Here is a 19327-nt window from a genome sequence, read left to right as displayed (position 1 = left end):
GAACGGGCGGACGTCACACGCATCACACCCGCAACCCCCGCACGAGGCGGCAGCACGGCGCGCGTCAGATCACGCTTCGGCATCCATGTATCACCCAAACGAGTGAGGCGGATCCGGAAAGTGACGCAAAGGGGCCCCGGCTGCCCCGACCCTGAACGGCATGGGATCGACAGTGCTCAGCCTGCGCATCGACGGTGAGCTGCTCGACCGGCTCAGGAGTCACGCCGCGAAAAGGGGAATGAGCGTCCAGGACTACGTGGCCCGGACGCTCATTCGCGAGGATTTCGACGAGCGGTTCAAGACCGCGGTCGACGAGACGGAGAAGTTCTACGGTCCGGCCTGCGGTTCCCCCGCGGCCGAACCCGGCGATCACGTGAGGCCGAGCGCCGGCATCGCGTAGTAGAAGACGAAGACCGCCGACACGACGTACATGGCCACCGGGACCTCACGGCCCCGGCCGGCCGCGGCGCGCAGCACGGTGAAGGCGATGAAGCCGATGCCGATGCCGTTCGTGATCGAGTACGTGAACGGCATCATCACCATGGCCAGGAACGCCGGCACCGCGATGGTGTAGTCGCTCCAGTCGATCTCCTTGACCGACCCGGCCAGGATCAGGAAGCCCACCGCGAGCAGCGCGGGGGTCGCCGCCTGCGACGGCACCATGGTCGCGAGCGGCGTGAGGAACAGCGCCACCGAGAACAGACCGCCGGTCACGACCGAGGCGAGACCGGTGCGGGCGCCCTCGCCGACTCCGGCCGTGGACTCCACGAAACAGGTGGTGGCGGACGAGGAGGTCGCACCGCCGGAGGCGACGGCGAGGCCGTCGACGAGGAGGACCCGGTTGATGCCGGGGAAGTTGCCGTCCTTGTCCATCAGCTTGGCCTCGTCGCCGACGCCGAGGATCGTGCCCATCGCGTCGAAGAAGCAGGACAGCAGCACGGTGAAGACGAAGAGGACGCCGGTCAGCATGCCGACCTTGTCGAAGCCGCCGAAGAGGCTGACCTTGCCGACGAGACCGAAGTCGGGCGAGGCGACGGGGTTGCCGGGCCACTCCGGGGTCGTGAGGCCCCAGGACGGGACGGTCGCGACCGCGTTGATCACCATGGCGACGATCGTCATGACGACGATCGAGATCAGGATCGCGCCCGGCACCTTGCGGATGATCAGGGCGAGGGTGAGGAGCGTGCCCAGGATGAAGACGAGGACCGGCCAGCCGGTGAGGTGACCGTCGCCGCCGAGCTGGAGCGGGACGGTGGTGTGCGCGGCGTCGGGGATGCGGGAGACGAAGCCCGAGTCGACGAGGCCGATCAGCATGATGAAGAGGCCGATGCCGATCGCGATGCCCTTGCGCAGGCCGACCGGGACGGCGTTCATGACGCGCTCGCGCAGTCCGGTGGCGACGAGCAGCATGACGACCAGGCCGGCGAGGACGACCATGCCCATCGCGTCAGGCCAGGACATCTTCGGCGCGAGCTGGAGCGCGACGACCGTGTTGACGCCGAGGCCGGCGGCGAGGGCGATCGGGACGTTGCCGATGACGCCCATGAGGAGCGTCGAGAACGCCGCCGTGAGGACGGTCGCGGTGACGAGCTGGCCGCCGTCGAGCTGGTGCCCGTACATGTCCTTGGCGCTGCCGAGGATGATCGGGTTCAGCACGATGATGTAGGCCATCGCGAAGAAGGTGGCGAAGCCGCCGCGGACCTCGCGGGCGACGGTCGAGCCGCGCTCGGAGATCCTGAAGAAGCGGTCGATGCCGGAGACCCGGTTTCCGGGGGTCTCGGGGGGCGTGGCCGTGGCGGTGGCCGTCGTGCTCATGGGGGTTCCTCTTCGGAGGTTCTGAGAAGTCCTTTTTGGCGGTTCATACGAGTGGAACCCGCCAGAGGCAAACCGTTTCAGTATGAACACATGAACGAGCGGGAGTCCATCTCCGCGCGTAGACCCGAAAACACGCCACCTAGACTGGGCCCCATGGCGAAGTGGACAGCGAAGCACGAGGCACCCGAGCCCCTCGAAGGGCCGGTCGTCGCCACCATCACCGGCGGAACGATCCTCTGGTTCGTCCTCTTCCTCGTCCAGGTCCCCTTCTACGGCTGGTTCGACGACCGGGACCTCACCTGGTGGGTGTGGACCTGCCTGGCCGGGGCGGGGCTCGGCCTGATCGGCATCTGGTACGTACGGAAGCGGGACGCGGCGATCAAGCGGCACGCGGCGGCACAGGCCGCGGAGGCCGCACAGGGCCCACAGGCCCCCGAGGCGCGTCCGGGCACGTAGCACCAGGGGACGATTCCCCTCCTCCCCCGGTCTGATCTTCGCCCTTCTCGGCAGGTGAACGACCGAATCCGGTCGTACCGTCGGAAACATGACTCAGCGGGCGAAGATCGACATGGACGGCGGCCGGACGGGGACGACCGGACCTCCCGTCGTGCACCGCCCCGCCGGACTGACCTCCGCCGAGGTCGCCGAACGCGTTGCGCGCGGCGAGGTCAACGACGTCCCCGTACGGAGCTCCCGCTCGACCACGGAGATCGTCCGCGCGAACGTCTTCACCCGCTTCAACGCGATCATCGGCGTGCTGTGGGTGATCATGCTCTTCGTCGCGCCGATCCAGGACAGCCTCTTCGGCTTCGTGATCGTCGCGAACACCGGCATCGGCATCGTCCAGGAACTCCGCGCCAAGAAGACCCTCGACGGGCTCGCGGTCATCGGCGAGGCGAAACCCACCGTGCGGCGCGACGGCACGGCCGCCGAGATCTCCACCGCCGACATCGTCCTCGGCGACCTCATCGAGCTGGGCCCGGGCGACAAGGTCGTCGTGGACGGCGAGGTCGCGGAGGCCGACAGCCTGGAGATCGACGAGTCACTCCTCACCGGCGAGGCCGACCCGGTGGTGAAGAAACCGGGCGACCGCATGATGTCCGGCTCGTTCGTGGTCGCCGGCGGCGGCGCCTTCACCGCCACCAAGGTCGGCCGCGAGGCCTACGCCGCCCAGCTCGCCGAAGAGGCGTCCCGCTTCACCCTGGTCCACTCCGAGCTGCGCACGGGCATCTCCACGATCCTCAAGTACGTGACGTGGATGATGATCCCGACCGCGCTCGGGCTCGTCATCAGCCAGCTCGTCGTGAAGAACAACGACTTCAAGGAGGCGATCGCCCGCACGGTCGGCGGAATCGTCCCGATGATCCCCGAGGGCCTCGTCCTCCTCACCTCCGTCGCCTTCGCGATCGGTGTGATCCGCCTCGGCCGCAAGCAGTGCCTCGTCCAGGAGCTCCCCGCGATCGAGGGCCTGGCCCGGGTCGACGTGGTCTGCCTGGACAAGACGGGCACGCTCACGGAAGGAGGCATGGACGTCACGGGCCTGCGCACGCTGAACGGCGCGGACGAGACCTACGTACGGAAGGTCCTCGGCGCCCTGGGCGAGTCCGACCCGCGCCCGAACGCCTCTCTCCAGGCGATCATCGAGGCCTACCCGGAGACGGTGGAGTGGCGCTGCACGGAGAGCCTGCCGTTCTCCTCGGCGCGCAAGTACAGCGGGGCGTCGTTCAGCGAGGGCGACGGCGAGAACTCGACCTGGCTCCTGGGCGCCCCGGACGTCCTCCTGAAGGCCGGCGACCCCGTCCTCCCCGAGATCGACCACCTCAACGAGGAGGGCCTGCGGGTCCTCCTCCTCGCCCGCACGGCCCACGAGCTCGACTCCCCCGACCTCACCGCCGACGCGCACCCCACCGCACTCGTCGTCCTCGAACAGCGCCTGCGCCCCGACGCCGCCGGCACCCTCGCGTACTTCGCCGACCAGAACGTCGCCACCAAGGTCATCTCGGGCGACAACGCGGTCTCGGTGGGAGCGGTGGCCGGAAAGCTGAACATGGCGGGCGCGCAGAACACGGTCGACGCCCGCCGGCTCCCCGCCGACCAGGAGGAGATGGCGAAGGTCCTCGACGAGAACGCGGTCTTCGGCCGGGTCACCCCGCAGCAGAAGCGGGACATGGTGGCGGCGCTCCAGTCCCGCGGCCACACCGTCGCCATGACCGGCGACGGCGTCAACGACGTCCTGGCCCTGAAGGACGCGGACATCGGCGTCTCGATGGGCTCCGGCTCGGAGGCGACGAGGGCCGTCGCCCAGATCGTCCTCCTGAACAACAGCTTCGCCACCCTCCCGTCGGTGGTCGCCGAGGGCCGGCGGGTGATCGGCAACATCACGCGCGTGGCCACCCTCTTCCTCACGAAGACGGTCTACTCGGTCCTCCTGGCGGTCCTGGTGGTCTGCTCCCAGGTCGAGTACCCGTTCCTCCCCCGCCACCTGACGCTGCTGTCCACCCTCACGATCGGCATCCCGGCCTTCTTCCTCGCACTGGCCCCCAACAAGGAACGCGCGAAGCCGAACTTCGTACGGCGGGTCATGCGGTACGCCATCCCGGGCGGCGTCGTCGCGGGCGCGGCCACCTTCACCACGTACCTCCTGGCCCGCCACCACTACACGGGCGAGGACGCCCTGGCCGCCGAGACCAGCGCGGCCACCCTCACGCTCTTCCTGGTCTCCCTGTGGGTCCTCGCGATCATCGCCCGCCCCTACACCTGGTGGCGCCTGACCCTCGTCGCCGCCATGGGTGCCGCCTTCCTCCTGGTCCTCGCCGTCCCCTGGCTCCAGGACTTCTTCGCCCTGAAGCTGGTGGGCGTGACGATGCCCTGGACGGCGGTCGCCGTCGCGGCGGCGGGCGCGGCGGTCCTGGAGTTCGCCTGGCGGTGGGTGGACCGGCGGTTCCCGGCGTAGACGGCCGGTGGCCGTCCGCTGCGCGAGGGCGCGCGGCGGACGGCCACCGGACCCCGGGAGCGGCGCGGTCCTAGCTGTGGAGGAACCACCAGTCGTCGGCCTGGTTCGGCTCGACGTAGTCCTCCCGTTCGGGCACGGTGACCTCGCCGGTGCAGTTCCCGTTGCGGTAGCCGACCCAGTGCAGGTCGCCCTTCCACCACCAGCCGCCCAGGTAGTTGTCCCGGACAGGGGTGCCGAAGCAGTGGGTGGTGTACTCGCCGGCCTGGTTCCATCCGGCGACCTGGATCGAGTAGGTCCGTTGCGCCGTGTCGTAGAAGCGCAGCTGCTGGCCGTTGCCCCCGGCGAACGCGGAACCGGAGCCGACGGCGGCGAGGGCCGCGCCGGCGGCGGCTACGGCGCCGACCTTGGCGATCGTGGTCTTGATGCTCATGGATTGTCCTCCTGGGACGGACGTACGGCGTGACGCGTCCGTGCCGGACGCGCGGGACGGTGCGGTCAGTGCCACACCTGGTTCAGGCCTCCGTTGCCAGGCTCCGTGTACGTGCGCGAGCCGTCGCTGTCGAGAAAGAAGCCGGCCACCCAGTCGGCGCCCCGGTGCTGGAGCTTCCAGCCGTTCGGCGTCCAGATCTCCTCCCACTGCTGCCACCAGTTGCCGTCCTGGCAGGTCTCCAGGTAGACGAGGGTGTTGTAGGACGTGAGGCACAGGTTGGCCTGGTGGCCGTTCACCATGTCGTCGGGTCGGAACGTCCAGTACTTGCCGTCCACCGACACCTCCTTCCACTGCGACCAGCCGTGGTAGGACGTGTCGCAGCCTCCCGGCGGGTCCAGCCGGTAGTTGCCGAAGACGTCGTTGCCCCAGTTGAGGCATCTGCCGGTCGCCGCGTTCTGCCAGTGGACGGTGTCGCTCTGGGTCGCCGCCGACGCCGACGTCGACATCGTCAGCGCCAGAGCCGGCGCGGCCACGGCGACCGCGAGGGCCCGGGCCAGTGCAGTCTTCTGCATGGACGTCTCATCTCCTTGCTCGGAAAGGGGAGTTGCCGTGTCGAACCTAGGAGGGGCCGCCGCGGCGGCCGGTGCCCCGCCGCACAGTGAGGGCCCGGTTCCGGTGCCCCGGCGCACAGCGGGCCGCGCGGGGCCCGGGACGACGGCCCGGAAAACCCCGGCGATCTCCGGAAGGGCCGCTCGGTACGCTGCCCCGGTACGCGCAAGAGTCACGGGGGACACGGGCCGGACCCGGCCTCCTTGTGGAGGGGAACCAGCGTGAACGACGGGACCTGCGCCCTCGGCGTCGCCGCCGGGCCGACGGCGCACACGGCGGGCACCGCACCGGGACGGACGCGCCGGGCCGACGACGTGCTGGCCCTGCAGCGCGCCGCCCGCAGAGGCGGCTCCCGCGCCGTGCTCGACTGGCTGGCCGCCCGCAGCGGTACGGACGTGCTGCTGGTCGACGCCTCCGGAGCGGTCCTGTCCTCGGGCCGGCACCCGGGCGGCGGCGGCACCGACGGCGCCGCCCTGGAGGCCGTACGGAGCGGGGTGGGCGAGCTCCTCCGGCGACGGGCCGGGTCCATGGCCGTCGACGCGCACGGCCGCACCGTCCTCCTGTACCCCCTGGCCCTCCCGTCCGGACCGGCCCCCGTGCTCGCGGCCGTCACGCCGCGCCCGGGCCCGGCCGGCCTCGCGTCGCTGCTCGCGGACGCCGCGTCCACGCTGAGCCTGTGCTGGCAGGCCGAGCACGCCGAGCGGCTCCGCCACCGGCTGGAGACCGCGGAGGGCCTCACCCGCGAAGCGGTGATCGGGCTGCTGGTGAACGGCCAGACATCGGCCGCGCACGAGGTCTCGGGAACATTGCGGCCCCCGCTGGCCGAGACGATCAACATCTGGGCCGTCGAATGCGCCCCCGGCCTGCGCGACGCGGTCATCGGCCGCCTGCGGGCCCTCGCTCCCCACGCCTGGGTCGTGCCCTGCGCGAAGTACGAAGGACTGCTCGTCGTCCTGGCGCCGGCCTCCGGCGGGCCGCTCTTCCCGGACGGCGCCGGGGCGGCCCTGGGCGAGTCCTGGGTGGGCGTGAGCGACGCCGTACCCCTGGCCGAGGCCGCCACGGGATACACCCAGGCCTTCTACGCCCTGGTCGCCGCCCACCACCGCACCGACCGCCGGGCCGCCTTCGCCGCCCACCCGGACCTGGCCCTGGCGATCGGCCCCGACGTCACCGACTGGGCCGAGTACTTCCTGGCTCCGCTGCGCGCCCACACGGCCCGACGCCCCCAGGACCCGGGCGGCACCGAACTGCTGGCCACCGCGGCGTCCTGGCTCTCCTACTCCTCCGGGGCCGCGGAGCACCTGGGGATCCACCGCAACACCCTGGCCGCACGGCTCAGGGACATCGCCCGCAGGCTCGAACTCGACCTCGACCGGCTCGCCGACCAGTCGGCCCTCGCCCTCGCCCTGCGGGCCGCCGAGGCGCCCCACGCCGGCGGCCGGGCAGGGGACTCGGCCGCATGGCACGATCCCTCGGCGCGGCACGGCACGGTCGCGCCGCGCCGTCTCGACGACCTCCTGGCCCGGCCCGCCGCCACCAGGTGGGCCCGGAACCAGCTCCAGCCGCTCACCACGGCCGACCCGGCGTCACAGCTCGCGCGGACCCTCACCGTGTGGCTGCGCCACGACGCCCGCCTCGACGCCACCGCGGCCGCCCTGGCACTGTCGGCCACCGCCGTCCGCAAACGGCTGACCCGCGCCGAAGCGCTCCTGCAGCGCTCCCTGCTCCGCGCGCCGACGGCCCGTCACGACCTCTGGCTCGCCCACCGGGCGATCAGCCTGGCGCCGGCCGCGCCGGAGGCGTAGCGCTCAGTCGAACCAGCGGTCCCGGGCCAGTTCCGTCGTGCGGGACGGGTCCTCCAGGAGGGCCGCCACCTCGAAGCGGCGGGGCCACTGGCCGGACGCCCAGGCCAGGCCGGCCGCCACGCCTTCCAGGGTGGCGGCGTGGACGGCGCCGTCCGGGGTGCGGCGCCAGTCGAGTTCGGTGCCGCCGGCGTGGAGTTCCTCGTGCTCGATGTACGAGGAGGGGGTCGCGGGGCCCAGGAGGGCGTGGACCGCGGGCGGGACCTCGTGCTCCTCGCCGACCGTCGTCACCTCGGCCTCGACGGCCTCGCTCAGACGGCGGACCTGGAGGAGGTCCGCCAGGTCGGCCGCGCGGGACGGGGAGACCGGCAGGAGGGGCAGGTCGCCCGCCAGCGGCAGGAGGTCGGGGGCGTCCGCCACCAGGGCCTCCGACGCGTCGACCACGACCAGGGTGCCGTCCACGACCGCGCGCAGTTCGTCGGGGAGCGTCACCTGCTCCGGGTCCAGGTCCGCGAGCGCCGTGTACAGGGCGTGGAGCTGGACCGCCGTCACCTCCCGCGACGGGTCCGCCAGGCGGGTCAGGAGCTCCGCCGCGCCGCCCGGCTCGTCGAGGAGGGCCGCGACCGAGGTCCGGACGCCCAGGGCCCGGAGGACCTGCTCGTCCTCGAAGCCGGTCGCGTCGGCGGAGTCGTACAGGCCGGAGAGGAGCGGGTCCGACCCCTCCGCGCGGAGGCCCGCCGGGCGGCGGCCGTCCAGGACCGGGTGGTCGCGCAGCCACCAGGCCGTGTAGGAACGGACGGTCTCCGTCGTGCCGTCCGGGAGGAGGATCCGTACGGGCTGGGTCAGGGCGTCCCTGAGCGGCGGCTGCGCGAGGAGCGCGAGGGCCTGCGGCCAGGCGTCGTCGTCGACCAGGTCCAGGTCCCGTACGGCCACGATCTCCGTCGCCACCGGAGGCACGGGCGTCTGCGGGAGGCGGTCCAGGACGTCCTCGCACCACACGTCGACCGCGTCGAGCAGCCCCGCGTCGTCCGGCTCCGGGTAGTCGCCCTCGCGGGGCTCGACCTCGTCCGGGTCGAGGACCAGGTCGGTCGCCCGGACCAGGGCGAAGTTCGCCAGGACGCCGCACGCGGCCAGCGGCCGCTCGCCCCAGCGGGCGGCCAGCTCCGCGTCGACGAAGGCCAGTTCGTCGTCCCGCATCACGGCCGCGAAGGCCGAGCCCGGGAGGACCAGTTCGCCCGCCGGGGACAGCTCGCCGTCCTCGTCGGGGAGGGCGAGCCCGCCGAGCCACGGCTCCTCGCCCGGGTCGAGCTCCGCGTCACGGACCAGCGCGAGGACCGTCTCGACGAGCTCGTCCGCGTCCAGCGCGTCCGCGTCCTCGTCCCAGATCTCCCCCGCGTCCAGCGACGCCGCGACCGCCGCCCGCACCTGCGGGGTCGTCAGGACCGCGCGCGGCGTGGCCGGGAGGGCGCCCAGCTTCTCCAGGAGCGGATGGGCCGCCTCCGGGTGCGCCACCTTCAGGCCGAGCCGGGTCAGCTCGGCGGGCGTCCGGTCCTGCGGGAGGAGGACCTGACGGGGGCCGATCGTCGTACGGATCCGGGTGCCGTCGGCGGGGTCCGCGAGCGGCACCGGCAGGCCCGTCAGACGGTCCGGGTCGACGCCGGCCAGGGAGTCGTACAGCCGCCACCACCACGTCGGGGCCCTGTCCACACCGGCCAGGCGGTCGACCGCCTCCGTCAGGGGGACCCGGCCGACGCCGAGGGTACGGAGCTCGGGACGGCGCTCGAGACCGGCGGGAAGGAGCGTCGGGAAGACCTCGGCGAGGACCTCGACGGTCTCCGCGCCCGCGCCCTCCGCGACCTCCGCCTCGATCGGGCGGAGCGCGGGCAGCTCCTCGGACGGCGCGGCCGGCGCCAGGAACGCCACCCTCGGCAGCCGGTCCAGGATCGCCTCGCGCAGCGCCCCGTCGAGCGGGCCCTTGCCGAGCGGCCCCGGCACGAGGTCGAGCGTCGCCGTCGTCACCGGATTCCAGTCGGCGAGGAGCTCGGCGTACGCGTCGGCCGCCCGCTGCACCAGGAAGTCGGTGAGCGGCCCCGGCGCCGGGTGCCGCCGGGCCGTGTCGAGGGGGAGGGAGGCGATGAGCAGGGCGGGGATGCCGAGCGGCTCGTCGGTGGGTGTCGGGGCGTGCACGACGGGGGTCGTACGGGGGTACTTCGGGGCCCCTTCGGCGTCGACCGGCACGGCCCAGGTCACCGACCAGTGCGGGCGGAGCCGCTCCTCGACCGGACGGTCCTTCAGCAGTCCGGCGTCGAGCGCGCCGCCGTGGGTGACGGTCCGCCAGCGGTGCCCGCCGGTGGCCGTGTCGTCGATGCGGACGTAGCCGTCGTCCTCGGTCCGGCGCAGGGTCCGCACGCCGCCCTCGGCCGTCTCCACGACGATCTCCGCGAGACCCGGAAGGGTGAGGAGCAGGGCGTCGTCGACGGACGTGAGCAGCCGCTCCGCCAGGTCCTCGGCGGCGGTGTCCCGCAGCGGGAGGACGACGACGGTGTCGTACCCGTCGGGGGCCGTGCCCTCGGCGGGCAGCGGGAGACGGAGCAACGGTACGTGCCCGTCGCGGCGGCGCAGTTCGTCGCCGAGGCCCGGGCTGTACCGGGCTGCCTCGGCGGCCAGCTCGCGCGCCTCCGCAAGGGACCAGCGGACGCCGCCGTGCCGGCCCAGGACGGCGGGCTCGTCGGTGACGGCGAGGACCGCGGCGAAACCGACGCCGAAGCGGCCGACGGCGCCGTGGGTCTGCTCGCGCTTGGCGGACGCGCGGAGCGTGGACAGCGACTCGGCGCCCGCGGCGTCCAGCGGGGCGCCGGTGTTCGCGGCGGCGAGGACCGCGGGGCCCTCGTGGTCCGCCGGGTGCAGGGTCAGACGGAGACGGCCGGTGACGCCGGCGCGGTGGGCGGCGTCGGCGGCGTTCTGGGCCAGCTCCACGACGAGGCGGTCGCGGTAGCCGCCGAGGGCCAGGTCCTCCTCGGCGTTCGCGTCCTCACGGAACCGGGCGGGACTCGCACCCCAGGCGTCGAGCACACCCCGCCGCAGCCGTGCGGTGCCGAAGGGGTCGGTTCCGTCGGTCGTCGTCCGGACGCTGACGCTCACGTCTGACTCCACTCTGCGGGGCGGTCGTTCCCGGACGTGGATGCCCGGGGCCCGAAGGTACCGCGCGGGGCGGGGTGCGGAACGACGGGGCACGTCAGGGGACGGGGGCGCGCGGGGGCGTTGCGCCCCCTACGGGTGGAGCATCTCCGTCATGGGCGACGGCGACGGGATCAGCCCCGGCAGCAGCCAGGGCTGGAAGAGGCTCAGTACCGCGAGGACGAGGAAGGCGACCCCGACGACCTGCGAGAAGACGGGACCGAGCCGCCAGAGCTTCTCCACGAAGATCACCACGGCCACCGCGGCCATCGCCACGACGTTCATGACGCCCAGCGGGACGAGGACGACCATCAGCCCCCAGCAGCAGCCCACGCAGTACGCCCCGTGGTGCGCCCCGACCCGCAGGTCGCGGGCCCGTGGCCGGAAGCCCGCGTAGCGCGCGAGCTGGCCCATCGGGCTCCGGCAGTGCCGCAGGCAGAGGTCCTTCCACGCGCCGAACTGGTACAGCCCGGCGATCAGGAAGGCCCCGGCGCCGATCCAGCGCCCGGCGCCAGGGTGCTCGTCCACCAGGGCCCCGGTCCCGGCGAGGAGCCCGTAGGCGATCAGGCCGAAGGCCGTCCAGACCAGCAGGTACCCGCCGGCGAACTGGGCGGTACGCGCCACCCGCACGGCTCCCGTGGGCGACCGGCGTCCGATGGCCCGCGCCCAGGTGAGGGCCACCGGGGCCACCGACGGGAACATCATGGCGATCATCATGACCAGCCAGAGCAGCAGGAACAGCGGGACGTCCATCCCCATGGTTCCCGGCTCGACCCCCATGTCACGGGCCTGGTCGACCACCAGCACCCAGGCGAGGACGGCGATCGCCGCCATCACGGACCAGGCGAACGCGAGCTGCCGGGCCGACAGCAGATTCGCCGGACGCAGAGGGGGTGACAGGGCCTTCCGGTCGAGGCGCACACCTCCAGCACATCACGGCGGTCCCGCGCGTGCGCGCGGGAAAAGCGTGTGCGCGCGGGAAAAGCGCGGGAACGCGGGAAAAGCGCGGGAACGCGTGGAGGCGCGGGAACGCGTGTAGGCGGAAGACACCTCCCCCGGCTGACCCCCGTGGTGGGACAATCGGGGTGGATACCCCGTACGACCCGGGCGTGGGCCGGCGATGGTTCCCGGGGGCCCTGCCGTCCTCCCGAGACCGACGTCCCGGCACGGTCACGAGGAGGCAGGGAGATGTCCGAGACGACGGCGGCCGTTCCCCGGTGGCACGCGGCGGGCGACTGGTTCGACACCTGCAAGTGCAACGTGCCCTGCCCCTGCTCGTTCGCCCAGCTGCCCACCCACGGCGACTGCGACGGCATCCTGGCCTGGCACATCCGCGAGGGCCTCTACGGTGACGTCCGGCTGGACGGCCTGAACGTGCTGATGCTGGCCTCGTTCGTCGGCAACATCTGGGCCGAGCACACGGACACGTACGCCGCGGTCTTCGTCGACGAGCGCGCCGACGAAGCCCAGCGCGGGGCCCTTCAGATGATCTTCGGTGGGCAGGCGGGCAGTTGGCCCGCCGAGATGGTGAGCATGATGGGCGGCGAGATGCGCGGCATGGAGTTCGCCCCCATCGAGATCGAGGTCGACGACGACCTCGCGAGCTGGCGGGCCGTGGTCCCGGGCCGCGTCGAGGCGGCCGCCGTCGCGCTCACCGGACCCACGACCCCGGAGGGTGCGCGCGTCCAGTCGACCAACCTGCCGGGTGCGGAGACCGGGCCGGGCCAGGTCGCGACCTGGGGCGTCTCGACGGCGGACCGCGCCGATGCCCACGGCTTCCTCTGGAGCCGCGAAGGCCGGTCCAGCAAGCACATCACCTTCGACTGGACCGGGCCCGACTAGCCGGGCCCGGTGGGCGGGTCACACCGCCCACCACACCGGCGCCGGGCCTCACAGCCGGGCCTCACGAGTGGCCCAGGTCCTCCGACGCCGCGTCCGGCTCCGTCGTCGAGCCCGAGTCCTTCGCCGGGCGGAGGGGGAACTCGTCCGTCGCCATCGAGTCCAGGACCGGCGGCGCCGGCCGCGGGGGCTTCGGCATGACCGCGGCCTCCGAGTGGCCCCCGCACCCGTACGCGAGGGACACGACCCGGCCGTCCGCCGGGGAGAACTCGTTCGCGCAGATGCCGAAGGCCTGCTTCAGGGACCCGGCCAGCGGCACCAGGAACGCGCAGGACTCGCAGGACGCGGGCGCCGCGAGGGCCATCGGCGTCTTCGCGCCGAACGCCTCGTCCCAGCGGTCCGTCGCCACGTGCAGGCCGTAGCGGGAGAGGACCCTCGCCCGGCGCAGGCCGAGCTCCTCCGCGACCGCGGCGATCGCGCCGCGCGACGGGGTGCGCGAGGTGAGCTCGGCGTCCTCCTCGTCGAGGTGCTCCTCCATCTCCTCCGAGACGGCGGAGTTCGGCGGCGGCGCGTCCTCGCCCGAGTAGCCGGGCTCCAGGCGCAGGTCGTCCTGCTCGGTGGGCAGGAGGTCGCCGGGACCCATGTCGCCGGGCCGCAGCCGCTCGCTCCACGGCACCCACTCGGGGGCGAGGAGCGCGTCGGTGCCGGGCAGCAGGACGGTTTCGTCAAGCGTGATGTTCTTGGCGCGGGAGGCGCGGGTGACGGTCACCGCCCAGCGCCAGCCCCGGTAGCCGGGCTCCTTGGACTCGAAGTAGTGGGTGACGACCCGGTCGCCCTCCGCGACGACCTCGACGTGCGCGCCGACGATCCCTGGCGCGGCCGCCTCCTCGGCGGCCTCCCGCGCGAGGTCTACGGCCTCCGCGCACAGGCGGTCGGGGGTACGCGTGGCTCGCGGGGTACGCGGGGTACCGCTTCGCGTCGTCGCAGCACTCACAGGTCTCGCTTCTCTCCTACGCCGTCTCACGGGTGCGCCGGCCGAGGGGCGGGAGCGAAGGCACGGGCCGCGGGCGGAGCGGACCAGAGGGCCGCATCGACGTCCGCACCCGACTTGTCTCGCGCGTCTCGGGCACACCTAACGCCATCCATTCTGCGGGATGCCGAAGAGGCGCGCGGCCGAGAGATTCCGCCGGTGACGCGCTACGCACGCTACCCCGTTCGCGGGCCTCCGCCCACCTGCCCGTCCCAAGTGGCCCGGATCGCGGACGTCCCGCACCCCCGAACCGGCCGGAGCCGGACCCTCCGCCCGGCCCGTACGCACCCCGCCGGACGCCCCCGGGGGACACGGGAACGACTGCCGGAACGGCCCCCTGAACGGCCCCTGACGCAGCCCCGGCGACGCTCTCTTCCGGACCGCTCGTCGGGCCTCCACCGTCGTGGCACGGTTCGTCGGGCGCGCCCGTGGGGCACTATGACGGAGTGGCAGCCGCACGGTCCCCCGTACGATCGCATGATCCCGCCGGGCCGCTCCGCCGAGCGGGCCGGAGGGTCGGGCGCGTCCTGCACCTGCCGTTCACCGGGACCGCGAAGGGCATCCGCAAGGCCACCCACGCGCACGGCGCGGGCGAGTCCGGTCTCGGAAAACTGATCGAGCTCCACGCCGTGAACGGCGCCGGCGACGTCATGATCACCGTCGCCCTCGCCTCCACCGTCTTCTTCTCCGTGCCGACCGACGAGGCCCGCGGGCGCGTGGCGCTCTACCTGGCCGTCACGATGGCCCCCTTCACCCTCCTCGCCCCCGTGATCGGTCCGCTCCTGGACCGGATCCCGCACGGGCGGCGGGCGGCGATGGCCGGCGCGATGCTGACCCGTGCCGTCCTCGCGGTGATGATGTCGGGGGCCGTGGCGACGGGCGGTCTGGAGCTGTATCCGGCGGCGCTCGGCGTCCTCGTGGCCTCGAAGGCGTACGGGGTGGTCCGCAGCGCCGTCGTGCCCCGGCTCCTGCCACCGAACTTCTCGCTCGTGAAGGCGAACTCACGGGTCACCCTGGCCGGACTGCTCGCCACCGGCATCGCCGCGCCCATCGGGGCCGGGCTCCAGCTGATCGGGCCGGGCTGGCCGCTCTACGGGGCGTGCGCGCTGTTCCTGCTCGGCACGTTCTGGGCGCTGCGGATGCCGCCCAAGGTGGACTCGGCGAAGGGCGAGCGGCGGGCGCACCTGCTGACCCACGGTGAGAGGAAGCCGAGCCTGCGGACGGTCGGCCCGTCGGTGCTGCACGGTCTGGAGGCGAACGCGGCGCAGCGCATGCTGTCCGGTTTCCTGATCTTCTTCCTGGCGTTCCTGCTGCGCGAGCACCCGCTGTCGGGGCAGAGCGCCGCCGTGTCGCTGGGGATCGTGGGCGTGGCGGCGGGCGTGGGCAACGCGTGCGGCACGGCGGCCGGCTCGCTGCTGCGGGACCGGGGCCACGGGCCCGAGGTGATCATCGCCACGATGATCAGCGTGGTGCTCGGTACGGCGATCTGCGCGGCGGTCTTCTTCGGCGGCCTGATGGTGGCCGTCCTCACCGCGGTCGCGGGGCTCACCCAGGCCCTGTCGAAGCTGTCCCTGGACGCGCTCATCCAGCGGGACGTGCCGGAGCTGGTGCGGACCTCGGCGTTCGCCCGCTCCGAGACTGCGCTGCAGATGGCGTGGGTGGTGGGCGGCGGGATCGGCATCGCACTGCCGCTGAACGGCACCCTCGGCATGGCCGTCGCCGCCGGGATCCTGGCCCTGGGCTGGGGCCTCGCCGTCCGGGGCCTCCTGACGGCGGCCCGCGGCCGCCCGGGCCCGAAGGGCGGCCGCCCGAGGACGAAGGTGGCCTAGGCCGGGGCCGTACGCGAAAGAAGACGGCCTAGGCCGGGGCCGTACGCGGACGCATGCCGGGGCCGTACGCGGAAGAAGGCGGCCCGGGCCGGGGCCGTACGCGGACGCATGCCTGGGCCCTGCGAGGGCGGAAGCGGCCCGGCGGCGCCCCGTGACACTCCGTACGGAGCGGTACGCCGGGGCGGCACGCCGTACCCCCGCGTGGCGCGGACGCGGCGGCCCGATAGCCTTCGGCTCATGACCGTTGCGTTCTTCTCCGGCTCGCGCCGCCGGGCCGCCGTCGCCCTCGGGGCCGTCTCCGCCGGCCTCCTCGTACTCTCCGCCTGCGACAAGCCGACTCCGCTCGCGACCCTGACGGTCGGGACCGAATCGGTGCACTCCGAGGCCGCCTGCTACAACGACGGCGACGCCATCAAGGAGTCGCAGATCCAGCAGTGCCTCAACAAGAAGGCCGAGAAGTCCATCACGGTCTCCGCTGACGACAAGATCCGCTTCGGGGTGGACCCGGAGATCGCGGACAACGGCTGGACGATCTTCCTCGGCGGCCAGCAGGCCGAGCCCGAGCCGTACAAGAAGACGTACCGGACCATCCCGGCCAGCGCCTTCTTCTCCAGCCAGACCGGCGAGGCCACCGACAAGACCCAGGTGACCATCGTCGAGAACACCGGCAAGAAGCTGACCGGCATCTGGCACTTCCAGCTGAAGAAGGACTCCTGATCCGCCGGTGGTCCACCGGATCCTGATCGTGACGGCCGTGGCGGCGGAGGCGGACTCCGTCTCCGCCGGCCTCGGCCTCGGCGGCCCCGTGGTCCTCCCGCTGCCGGGGGGCCTCGCGCTGCGCCGCCACGCGGACCGCGTCGACGTCCTCGTCGGCGGGGTCGGGCCCGCCGCCGTCGCCGCCGCGACGGGAACGGCGCTCGCGCACGGGACCCTGACCGGGGCCCCCTACGGCCTCGTCGTCTCCGCCGGGATCGCGGGCGGGTTCCAGCCGGCCGCGCCGGTCGGTTCGGTCGTGGTGTCCTCGGCGATCGTCGCCGCCGACCTCGGGGCCGAGACCCCGGACGGATACCTCGCGGTCGAGGACCTCGGCTTCGGCCGGTCCGTCCACGCCGTGCCCGATGCGCTGACCGGCCGCATCACCGCCGCCCTCGGCGCCACCCCCTCGTACGCCCTCGCGCCCGTTCTCACCGTCTCCACCGTCACCGGCACCGCCCGGCGCGCCGCCGAGCTCGCCGAGCGGCATCCGACGGCCGCCGCCGAGGCGATGGAGGGCTTCGGAGTCGCCGAGGCCGCCGCCGCGTACGGCGTGCCCGTCGTCGAGATCCGGGCCGTGTCGAACGCCGTCGGCCCCCGCGACCGCGCCGCCTGGCGCATCGGCGAGGCCCTGGCCGCCCTCCGGCACACCTTCGAGCTGCTCGGCAGCACCGTCCTCGTGGAGCCGTGGGAGCCGCACGCGTGAAACTCAAGATCGCCTACTCGCCCTGCCCGAACGACACCTTCGTCTTCGACGCCTGGGCGCACGGCCGGGTCCCGGGCGCGCCCCGGCTCGACGTGACCTTCGCGGACATCGACGTCACCAACGGCTGGGCCGAGAGCGGCAGCGACGCCCACGACGTCCTGAAGGTGTCGTACGCGGTGCTGCCGTGGATCCTCGACGAGTACGCCCTGCTGCCCTGCGGCGGCGCCCTGGGCCGGGGCTGCGGCCCGCTCGTCCTGACCCGCGACGCCGCGACCGGCGCGGACCTGGCGGGGAAGACGGTCGCCGTGCCGAGCGAGCGCTCGACCGCGTACCTGCTTTTCCGGCTGTGGGCGGCCGAGACCGTGCCCGGCGGTGTCGGGGACGTCGTCGTGATGCCGTTCCACGAGATCATGCCCGCCGTGCGGGACGGGAAGGTCGACGCGGGGCTCGTCATCCACGAGGCCCGCTTCACCTACCAGAACTACGGGCTGCACTGCCTCGCCGACATGGGCGAGCACTGGGAGTCCACGACCGGCCTCCCGATCCCGCTGGGCGCGATCGTCGCCCGCCGCTCACTGGGCGAGGAGACGCTGGAGCTGCTCGCCGCGTCCGCCCGCGCCTCGGTGCGGATGGCCTGGGACGACCCGGCGGCCTCCCGGCCGTACGTCCTGGAGCACGCCCAGGAGATGGACCCGAAGGTCGCCGACCAGCACATCGGTCTCTACGTCAACGAGTTCACGGCCGACCTCGGCGAGCACGGCTACGCGGCGGTCCGCGGGCTGCTCACGCGCGCCGCGGCCGAGGGACTCGTACCGCCCCTCGGCCCGGACGCGCTCGCGTTCCCCTGAGAGGCGCCCGCACGACCCGCCGGCCGGATGCGCGACCCGCCGGCCGGCCACACGTCCAGCCTGTCGGCTACACGTCCAGCTGGTCGGCGACCGCGCGCAGCAGGCCGGCGATCTTCTTGCCGGCCGCCTTCTCCGGGTAGCGGCCGCGCTCCAGCATCGGCGTGATGTTCTCCAGGAGCGTCGTCAGGTCCTGCACGATGGACGCCAGTTCGTCGGGCTTACGGCGCTGCGCCGCGGCGACGGACGGGGTCGGGTCGAGGATCGTGACGGACAGCGCCTGGTCGCCGCGCTGACCGGCGACGACGCCGAACTCCACCCGCTGACCGGGCTTCAGCGCGTCGACTCCGGCAGGGAGCACCGACGAGTGCACGAAGACGTCGCCGCCGTCGTCGCGGGAGAGAAAGCCGAAGCCCTTCTCGCTGTTGAACCATTTGACCTTGCCGGTAGGCACGTCTGTCCTCGTCCTCGTCCTCGTCGCGGGGATGGCAAACGGCGGGTCGACCGACCCGCCGGCACCAGGCTAATGGGCAGGAGGCCGGTGACAAGACGTCGCCGATGTGTTCCTCCGGCCTGGGAACTACCCTGGCCGGATGCGTAGTGAAACCCCCGCCGTGCCGGTGGACGACAGTGCCCCGGGTGACGGACTCGTCAAGGTCGGCGTGATCGTGTTCGCGATCGGCGCGGTCGCGACGCTGGTCACCGTGGCCCCGCTGCTCCTCGGGACGGACCCGTTCCCCACCGTGGCGTACCTCGTGTCGATGCTGATGGGGGTCGGATTCCTCCTCGCCGCCGCCGGGGTGCTGCGGTCGGTCGCCGCCCAGCGGCGGCAGGCCCGTTCCGGCCAAACCGCCTGACGGTCAGGCCAGGTACCCCTCCCACCAGGCACGGAAGTCCGTCAGGTCCGCCAGGACCACGTCCGCGCCGGCCGCACGCAGCTCCTCGGCGGGGCAGGGGCCGGTCGCCACGGCCACCGAGAGGGCGCCCGCCGCGGTGGCGCCCCGGACGTCGCCGACGTGGTCCCCGACGTACACCCCGGCGCCGTGCGCGCGCAGGGCCTCCGCCTTGCCCTCGGCCCACAGGCCGCCCGCGACCGCGTCCGGCTCGATGGCCAGGTGCGCGAGGTGCAGCTCGGCGTGCGGGCCGTTCTTCGCGGTGACGACGATCGTGCGGCCGCCCGCCTCGCGCACGGCGTCGACGGCGTCCCGGGCGCCCGGCATCGGGACCGTCGGCTCTATCGCGTACGCCGGGTAGAGCGCCCGGTAGCGGGCGGTCATCTCCGTGACGTGCTCCGCAGGGAACCAGTGCGCGATCTCCTGCTCCAGCGGGGGCCCGAGGCGGCTCACGACGAGGTCGGCGTCGATCGGGACGCCCGTCTCGGCGGAGAAGGCGACGAAGGCCGCCCTGATGCCGGGGCGGGTGTCGAGCAGGGTCAGGTCGAGGTCGAAGCCGACGGTGGGCGCCTTCGCGGGGGTGGTCGTCATGGGGCCCATTGTCGCGGGACCTCCGGCCCGGGTGACGGCAGATCCGTGCTGACTA

General features: G+C 73.3%; 18 protein-coding genes. 10 read left to right on the top strand and 8 right to left on the bottom strand.

Translation table 11 applies throughout. The features are described 5' to 3' along the window. Nucleotides 1–160: 160 nt before the first annotated feature. A complete protein-coding gene (locus tag ACN9MM_RS22290) occupies nt 161–400 on the top strand; it encodes a hypothetical protein (RefSeq protein ID WP_329851297.1) in 240 nt (79 codons plus the stop codon). On the opposite strand, the gene ACN9MM_RS22285 is transcribed toward ACN9MM_RS22290, so the two are convergent. Beyond that, the gene (locus ACN9MM_RS22285; protein ID WP_426365301.1) at nt 370–1815 is read right to left on the bottom strand and encodes an NCS2 family permease; all 1446 of its coding nucleotides are present in this window, start codon (nt 1813–1815) and stop codon (nt 370–372) included. The two genes, ACN9MM_RS22290 and ACN9MM_RS22285, sit on opposite strands and share 31 nt — an antisense overlap. A gap of 153 nt (nt 1816–1968) precedes the next feature. Here ACN9MM_RS22285 and ACN9MM_RS22280 point away from each other — a divergent pair, with 153 nt between their 5' ends. Then, nucleotides 1969–2271: a DUF2530 domain-containing protein gene (locus ACN9MM_RS22280; protein ID WP_426365300.1), complete on the top strand. Its 303-nt coding sequence runs from the start codon at nt 1969–1971 to the stop codon at nt 2269–2271. Nucleotides 2272–2383: 112 nt separating this feature from the next. Further along, a complete protein-coding gene (locus ACN9MM_RS22275; RefSeq protein ID WP_426368799.1) occupies nt 2384–4768 on the top strand; it encodes an HAD-IC family P-type ATPase in 2385 nt (794 codons plus the stop codon). A gap of 70 nt (nt 4769–4838) precedes the next feature. Here ACN9MM_RS22275 and ACN9MM_RS22270 read toward each other — a convergent pair whose 3' ends face one another. Together ACN9MM_RS22270 and ACN9MM_RS22265 are read right to left on the bottom strand one after the other, a co-directional pair. Next, the gene (locus tag ACN9MM_RS22270; RefSeq protein ID WP_426365298.1) at nt 4839–5198 is read right to left on the bottom strand and encodes a hypothetical protein; all 360 of its coding nucleotides are present in this window, start codon (nt 5196–5198) and stop codon (nt 4839–4841) included. 65 nt (nt 5199–5263) lie between these two features. Beyond that, nucleotides 5264–5770, bottom strand: a complete 507-nt coding sequence (locus tag ACN9MM_RS22265) for a hypothetical protein (RefSeq protein ID WP_426365297.1) — start codon at nt 5768–5770, stop codon at nt 5264–5266. Nucleotides 5771–6028: 258 nt separating this feature from the next. On the opposite strand from ACN9MM_RS22265, the gene ACN9MM_RS22260 reads away from it, so the two are divergent. Then, nucleotides 6029–7612, top strand: coding sequence for a helix-turn-helix domain-containing protein (locus tag ACN9MM_RS22260; RefSeq protein WP_426365295.1), 1584 nt, complete (start codon nt 6029–6031; stop codon nt 7610–7612). Nucleotides 7613–7615: 3 nt separating this feature from the next. Here the strand turns inward: ACN9MM_RS22260 and ACN9MM_RS22255 are convergent, their stop codons facing one another. Next, nucleotides 7616–10762 (bottom strand): sacsin N-terminal ATP-binding-like domain-containing protein, encoded by a 3147-nt coding sequence (locus ACN9MM_RS22255; RefSeq protein ID WP_426365294.1) that lies wholly within the window; start codon nt 10760–10762, stop codon nt 7616–7618. Nucleotides 10763–10879: 117 nt separating this feature from the next. Beyond that, on the bottom strand, nt 10880–11707 hold the full coding sequence (locus ACN9MM_RS22250) for a DUF2182 domain-containing protein (RefSeq protein WP_426365293.1): 828 nt from the start codon (nt 11705–11707) through the stop codon (nt 10880–10882). A gap of 267 nt (nt 11708–11974) precedes the next feature. Here ACN9MM_RS22250 and ACN9MM_RS22245 point away from each other — a divergent pair, with 267 nt between their 5' ends. Continuing rightward, a complete protein-coding gene (locus ACN9MM_RS22245) occupies nt 11975–12628 on the top strand; it encodes a DUF1326 domain-containing protein (RefSeq protein WP_426365292.1) in 654 nt (217 codons plus the stop codon). 61 nt (nt 12629–12689) lie between these two features. Here ACN9MM_RS22245 and ACN9MM_RS22240 read toward each other — a convergent pair whose 3' ends face one another. Next, the gene (locus tag ACN9MM_RS22240) at nt 12690–13619 is read right to left on the bottom strand and encodes a DUF3027 domain-containing protein (protein ID WP_426365290.1); all 930 of its coding nucleotides are present in this window, start codon (nt 13617–13619) and stop codon (nt 12690–12692) included. Nucleotides 13620–14101: 482 nt separating this feature from the next. On the opposite strand from ACN9MM_RS22240, the gene ACN9MM_RS22235 reads away from it, so the two are divergent. From ACN9MM_RS22235 to ACN9MM_RS22220, 4 genes are all read left to right on the top strand, one after another. Further along, nucleotides 14102–15484, top strand: coding sequence for an MFS transporter (locus ACN9MM_RS22235; RefSeq protein WP_426365289.1), 1383 nt, complete (start codon nt 14102–14104; stop codon nt 15482–15484). Nucleotides 15485–15721: 237 nt separating this feature from the next. Further along, the gene (locus ACN9MM_RS22230; protein ID WP_426365288.1) at nt 15722–16201 is read left to right on the top strand and encodes a DUF2771 domain-containing protein; all 480 of its coding nucleotides are present in this window, start codon (nt 15722–15724) and stop codon (nt 16199–16201) included. Nucleotides 16202–16208: 7 nt separating this feature from the next. After that, nucleotides 16209–16943, top strand: a complete 735-nt coding sequence (locus ACN9MM_RS22225; RefSeq protein WP_426365287.1) for a futalosine hydrolase — start codon at nt 16209–16211, stop codon at nt 16941–16943. After that, the gene (locus ACN9MM_RS22220; protein ID WP_426365286.1) at nt 16940–17791 is read left to right on the top strand and encodes a 1,4-dihydroxy-6-naphthoate synthase; all 852 of its coding nucleotides are present in this window, start codon (nt 16940–16942) and stop codon (nt 17789–17791) included. Before ACN9MM_RS22225 ends, ACN9MM_RS22220 begins: the two co-directional genes overlap by 4 nt. Before the next feature lie 67 nt (nt 17792–17858). On the opposite strand, the gene ACN9MM_RS22215 is transcribed toward ACN9MM_RS22220, so the two are convergent. Continuing rightward, complete coding sequence (locus ACN9MM_RS22215) at nt 17859–18242, bottom strand: cold-shock protein (RefSeq protein ID WP_030694234.1); 384 nt, start codon at nt 18240–18242, stop codon at nt 17859–17861. Nucleotides 18243–18381: 139 nt separating this feature from the next. Here ACN9MM_RS22215 and ACN9MM_RS22210 point away from each other — a divergent pair, with 139 nt between their 5' ends. Beyond that, nucleotides 18382–18645: a hypothetical protein gene (locus tag ACN9MM_RS22210; RefSeq protein WP_426365285.1), complete on the top strand. Its 264-nt coding sequence runs from the start codon at nt 18382–18384 to the stop codon at nt 18643–18645. 3 nt (nt 18646–18648) lie between these two features. On the opposite strand, the gene ACN9MM_RS22205 is transcribed toward ACN9MM_RS22210, so the two are convergent. Further along, complete coding sequence (locus ACN9MM_RS22205) at nt 18649–19281, bottom strand: HAD family hydrolase (protein ID WP_426365284.1); 633 nt, start codon at nt 19279–19281, stop codon at nt 18649–18651. Between the last annotated feature and the right edge of the window lie 46 nt (nt 19282–19327).

Source organism: Streptomyces sp. E-08 (assembly GCF_049913095.1).
In the GTDB taxonomy this organism is placed as follows: domain Bacteria; phylum Actinomycetota; class Actinomycetes; order Streptomycetales; family Streptomycetaceae; genus Streptomyces.
The sequence above is the reverse complement of the archived record's forward strand: the minus strand, read 5'-3'. Positions and strand labels throughout refer to the sequence as shown.

What these genes read in the sequence shown, in the direction of transcription:
- ACN9MM_RS22230 (WP_426365288.1), top strand. Translation starts at nt 15,722, where the DNA reads ATGACCGTTGCGTTCTTCTCCGGCTCGCGCCGCCGGGCCGCCGTCGCC.
- ACN9MM_RS22210 (WP_426365285.1), top strand. Translation starts at nt 18,382, where the DNA reads ATGCGTAGTGAAACCCCCGCCGTGCCGGTGGACGACAGTGCCCCGGGT.
- ACN9MM_RS22205 (WP_426365284.1), bottom strand. Translation starts at nt 19,281, where the DNA reads ATGGGCCCCATGACGACCACCCCCGCGAAGGCGCCCACCGTCGGCTTC.
- ACN9MM_RS22245 (WP_426365292.1), top strand. Translation starts at nt 11,975, where the DNA reads ATGTCCGAGACGACGGCGGCCGTTCCCCGGTGGCACGCGGCGGGCGAC.
- ACN9MM_RS22275 (WP_426368799.1), top strand. Translation starts at nt 2,384, where the DNA reads ATGGACGGCGGCCGGACGGGGACGACCGGACCTCCCGTCGTGCACCGC.
- ACN9MM_RS22285 (WP_426365301.1), bottom strand. Translation starts at nt 1,815, where the DNA reads ATGAGCACGACGGCCACCGCCACGGCCACGCCCCCCGAGACCCCCGGA.
- ACN9MM_RS22290 (WP_329851297.1), top strand. Translation starts at nt 161, where the DNA reads ATGGGATCGACAGTGCTCAGCCTGCGCATCGACGGTGAGCTGCTCGAC.
- ACN9MM_RS22265 (WP_426365297.1), bottom strand. Translation starts at nt 5,770, where the DNA reads ATGCAGAAGACTGCACTGGCCCGGGCCCTCGCGGTCGCCGTGGCCGCG.
- ACN9MM_RS22280 (WP_426365300.1), top strand. Translation starts at nt 1,969, where the DNA reads ATGGCGAAGTGGACAGCGAAGCACGAGGCACCCGAGCCCCTCGAAGGG.
- ACN9MM_RS22270 (WP_426365298.1), bottom strand. Translation starts at nt 5,198, where the DNA reads ATGAGCATCAAGACCACGATCGCCAAGGTCGGCGCCGTAGCCGCCGCC.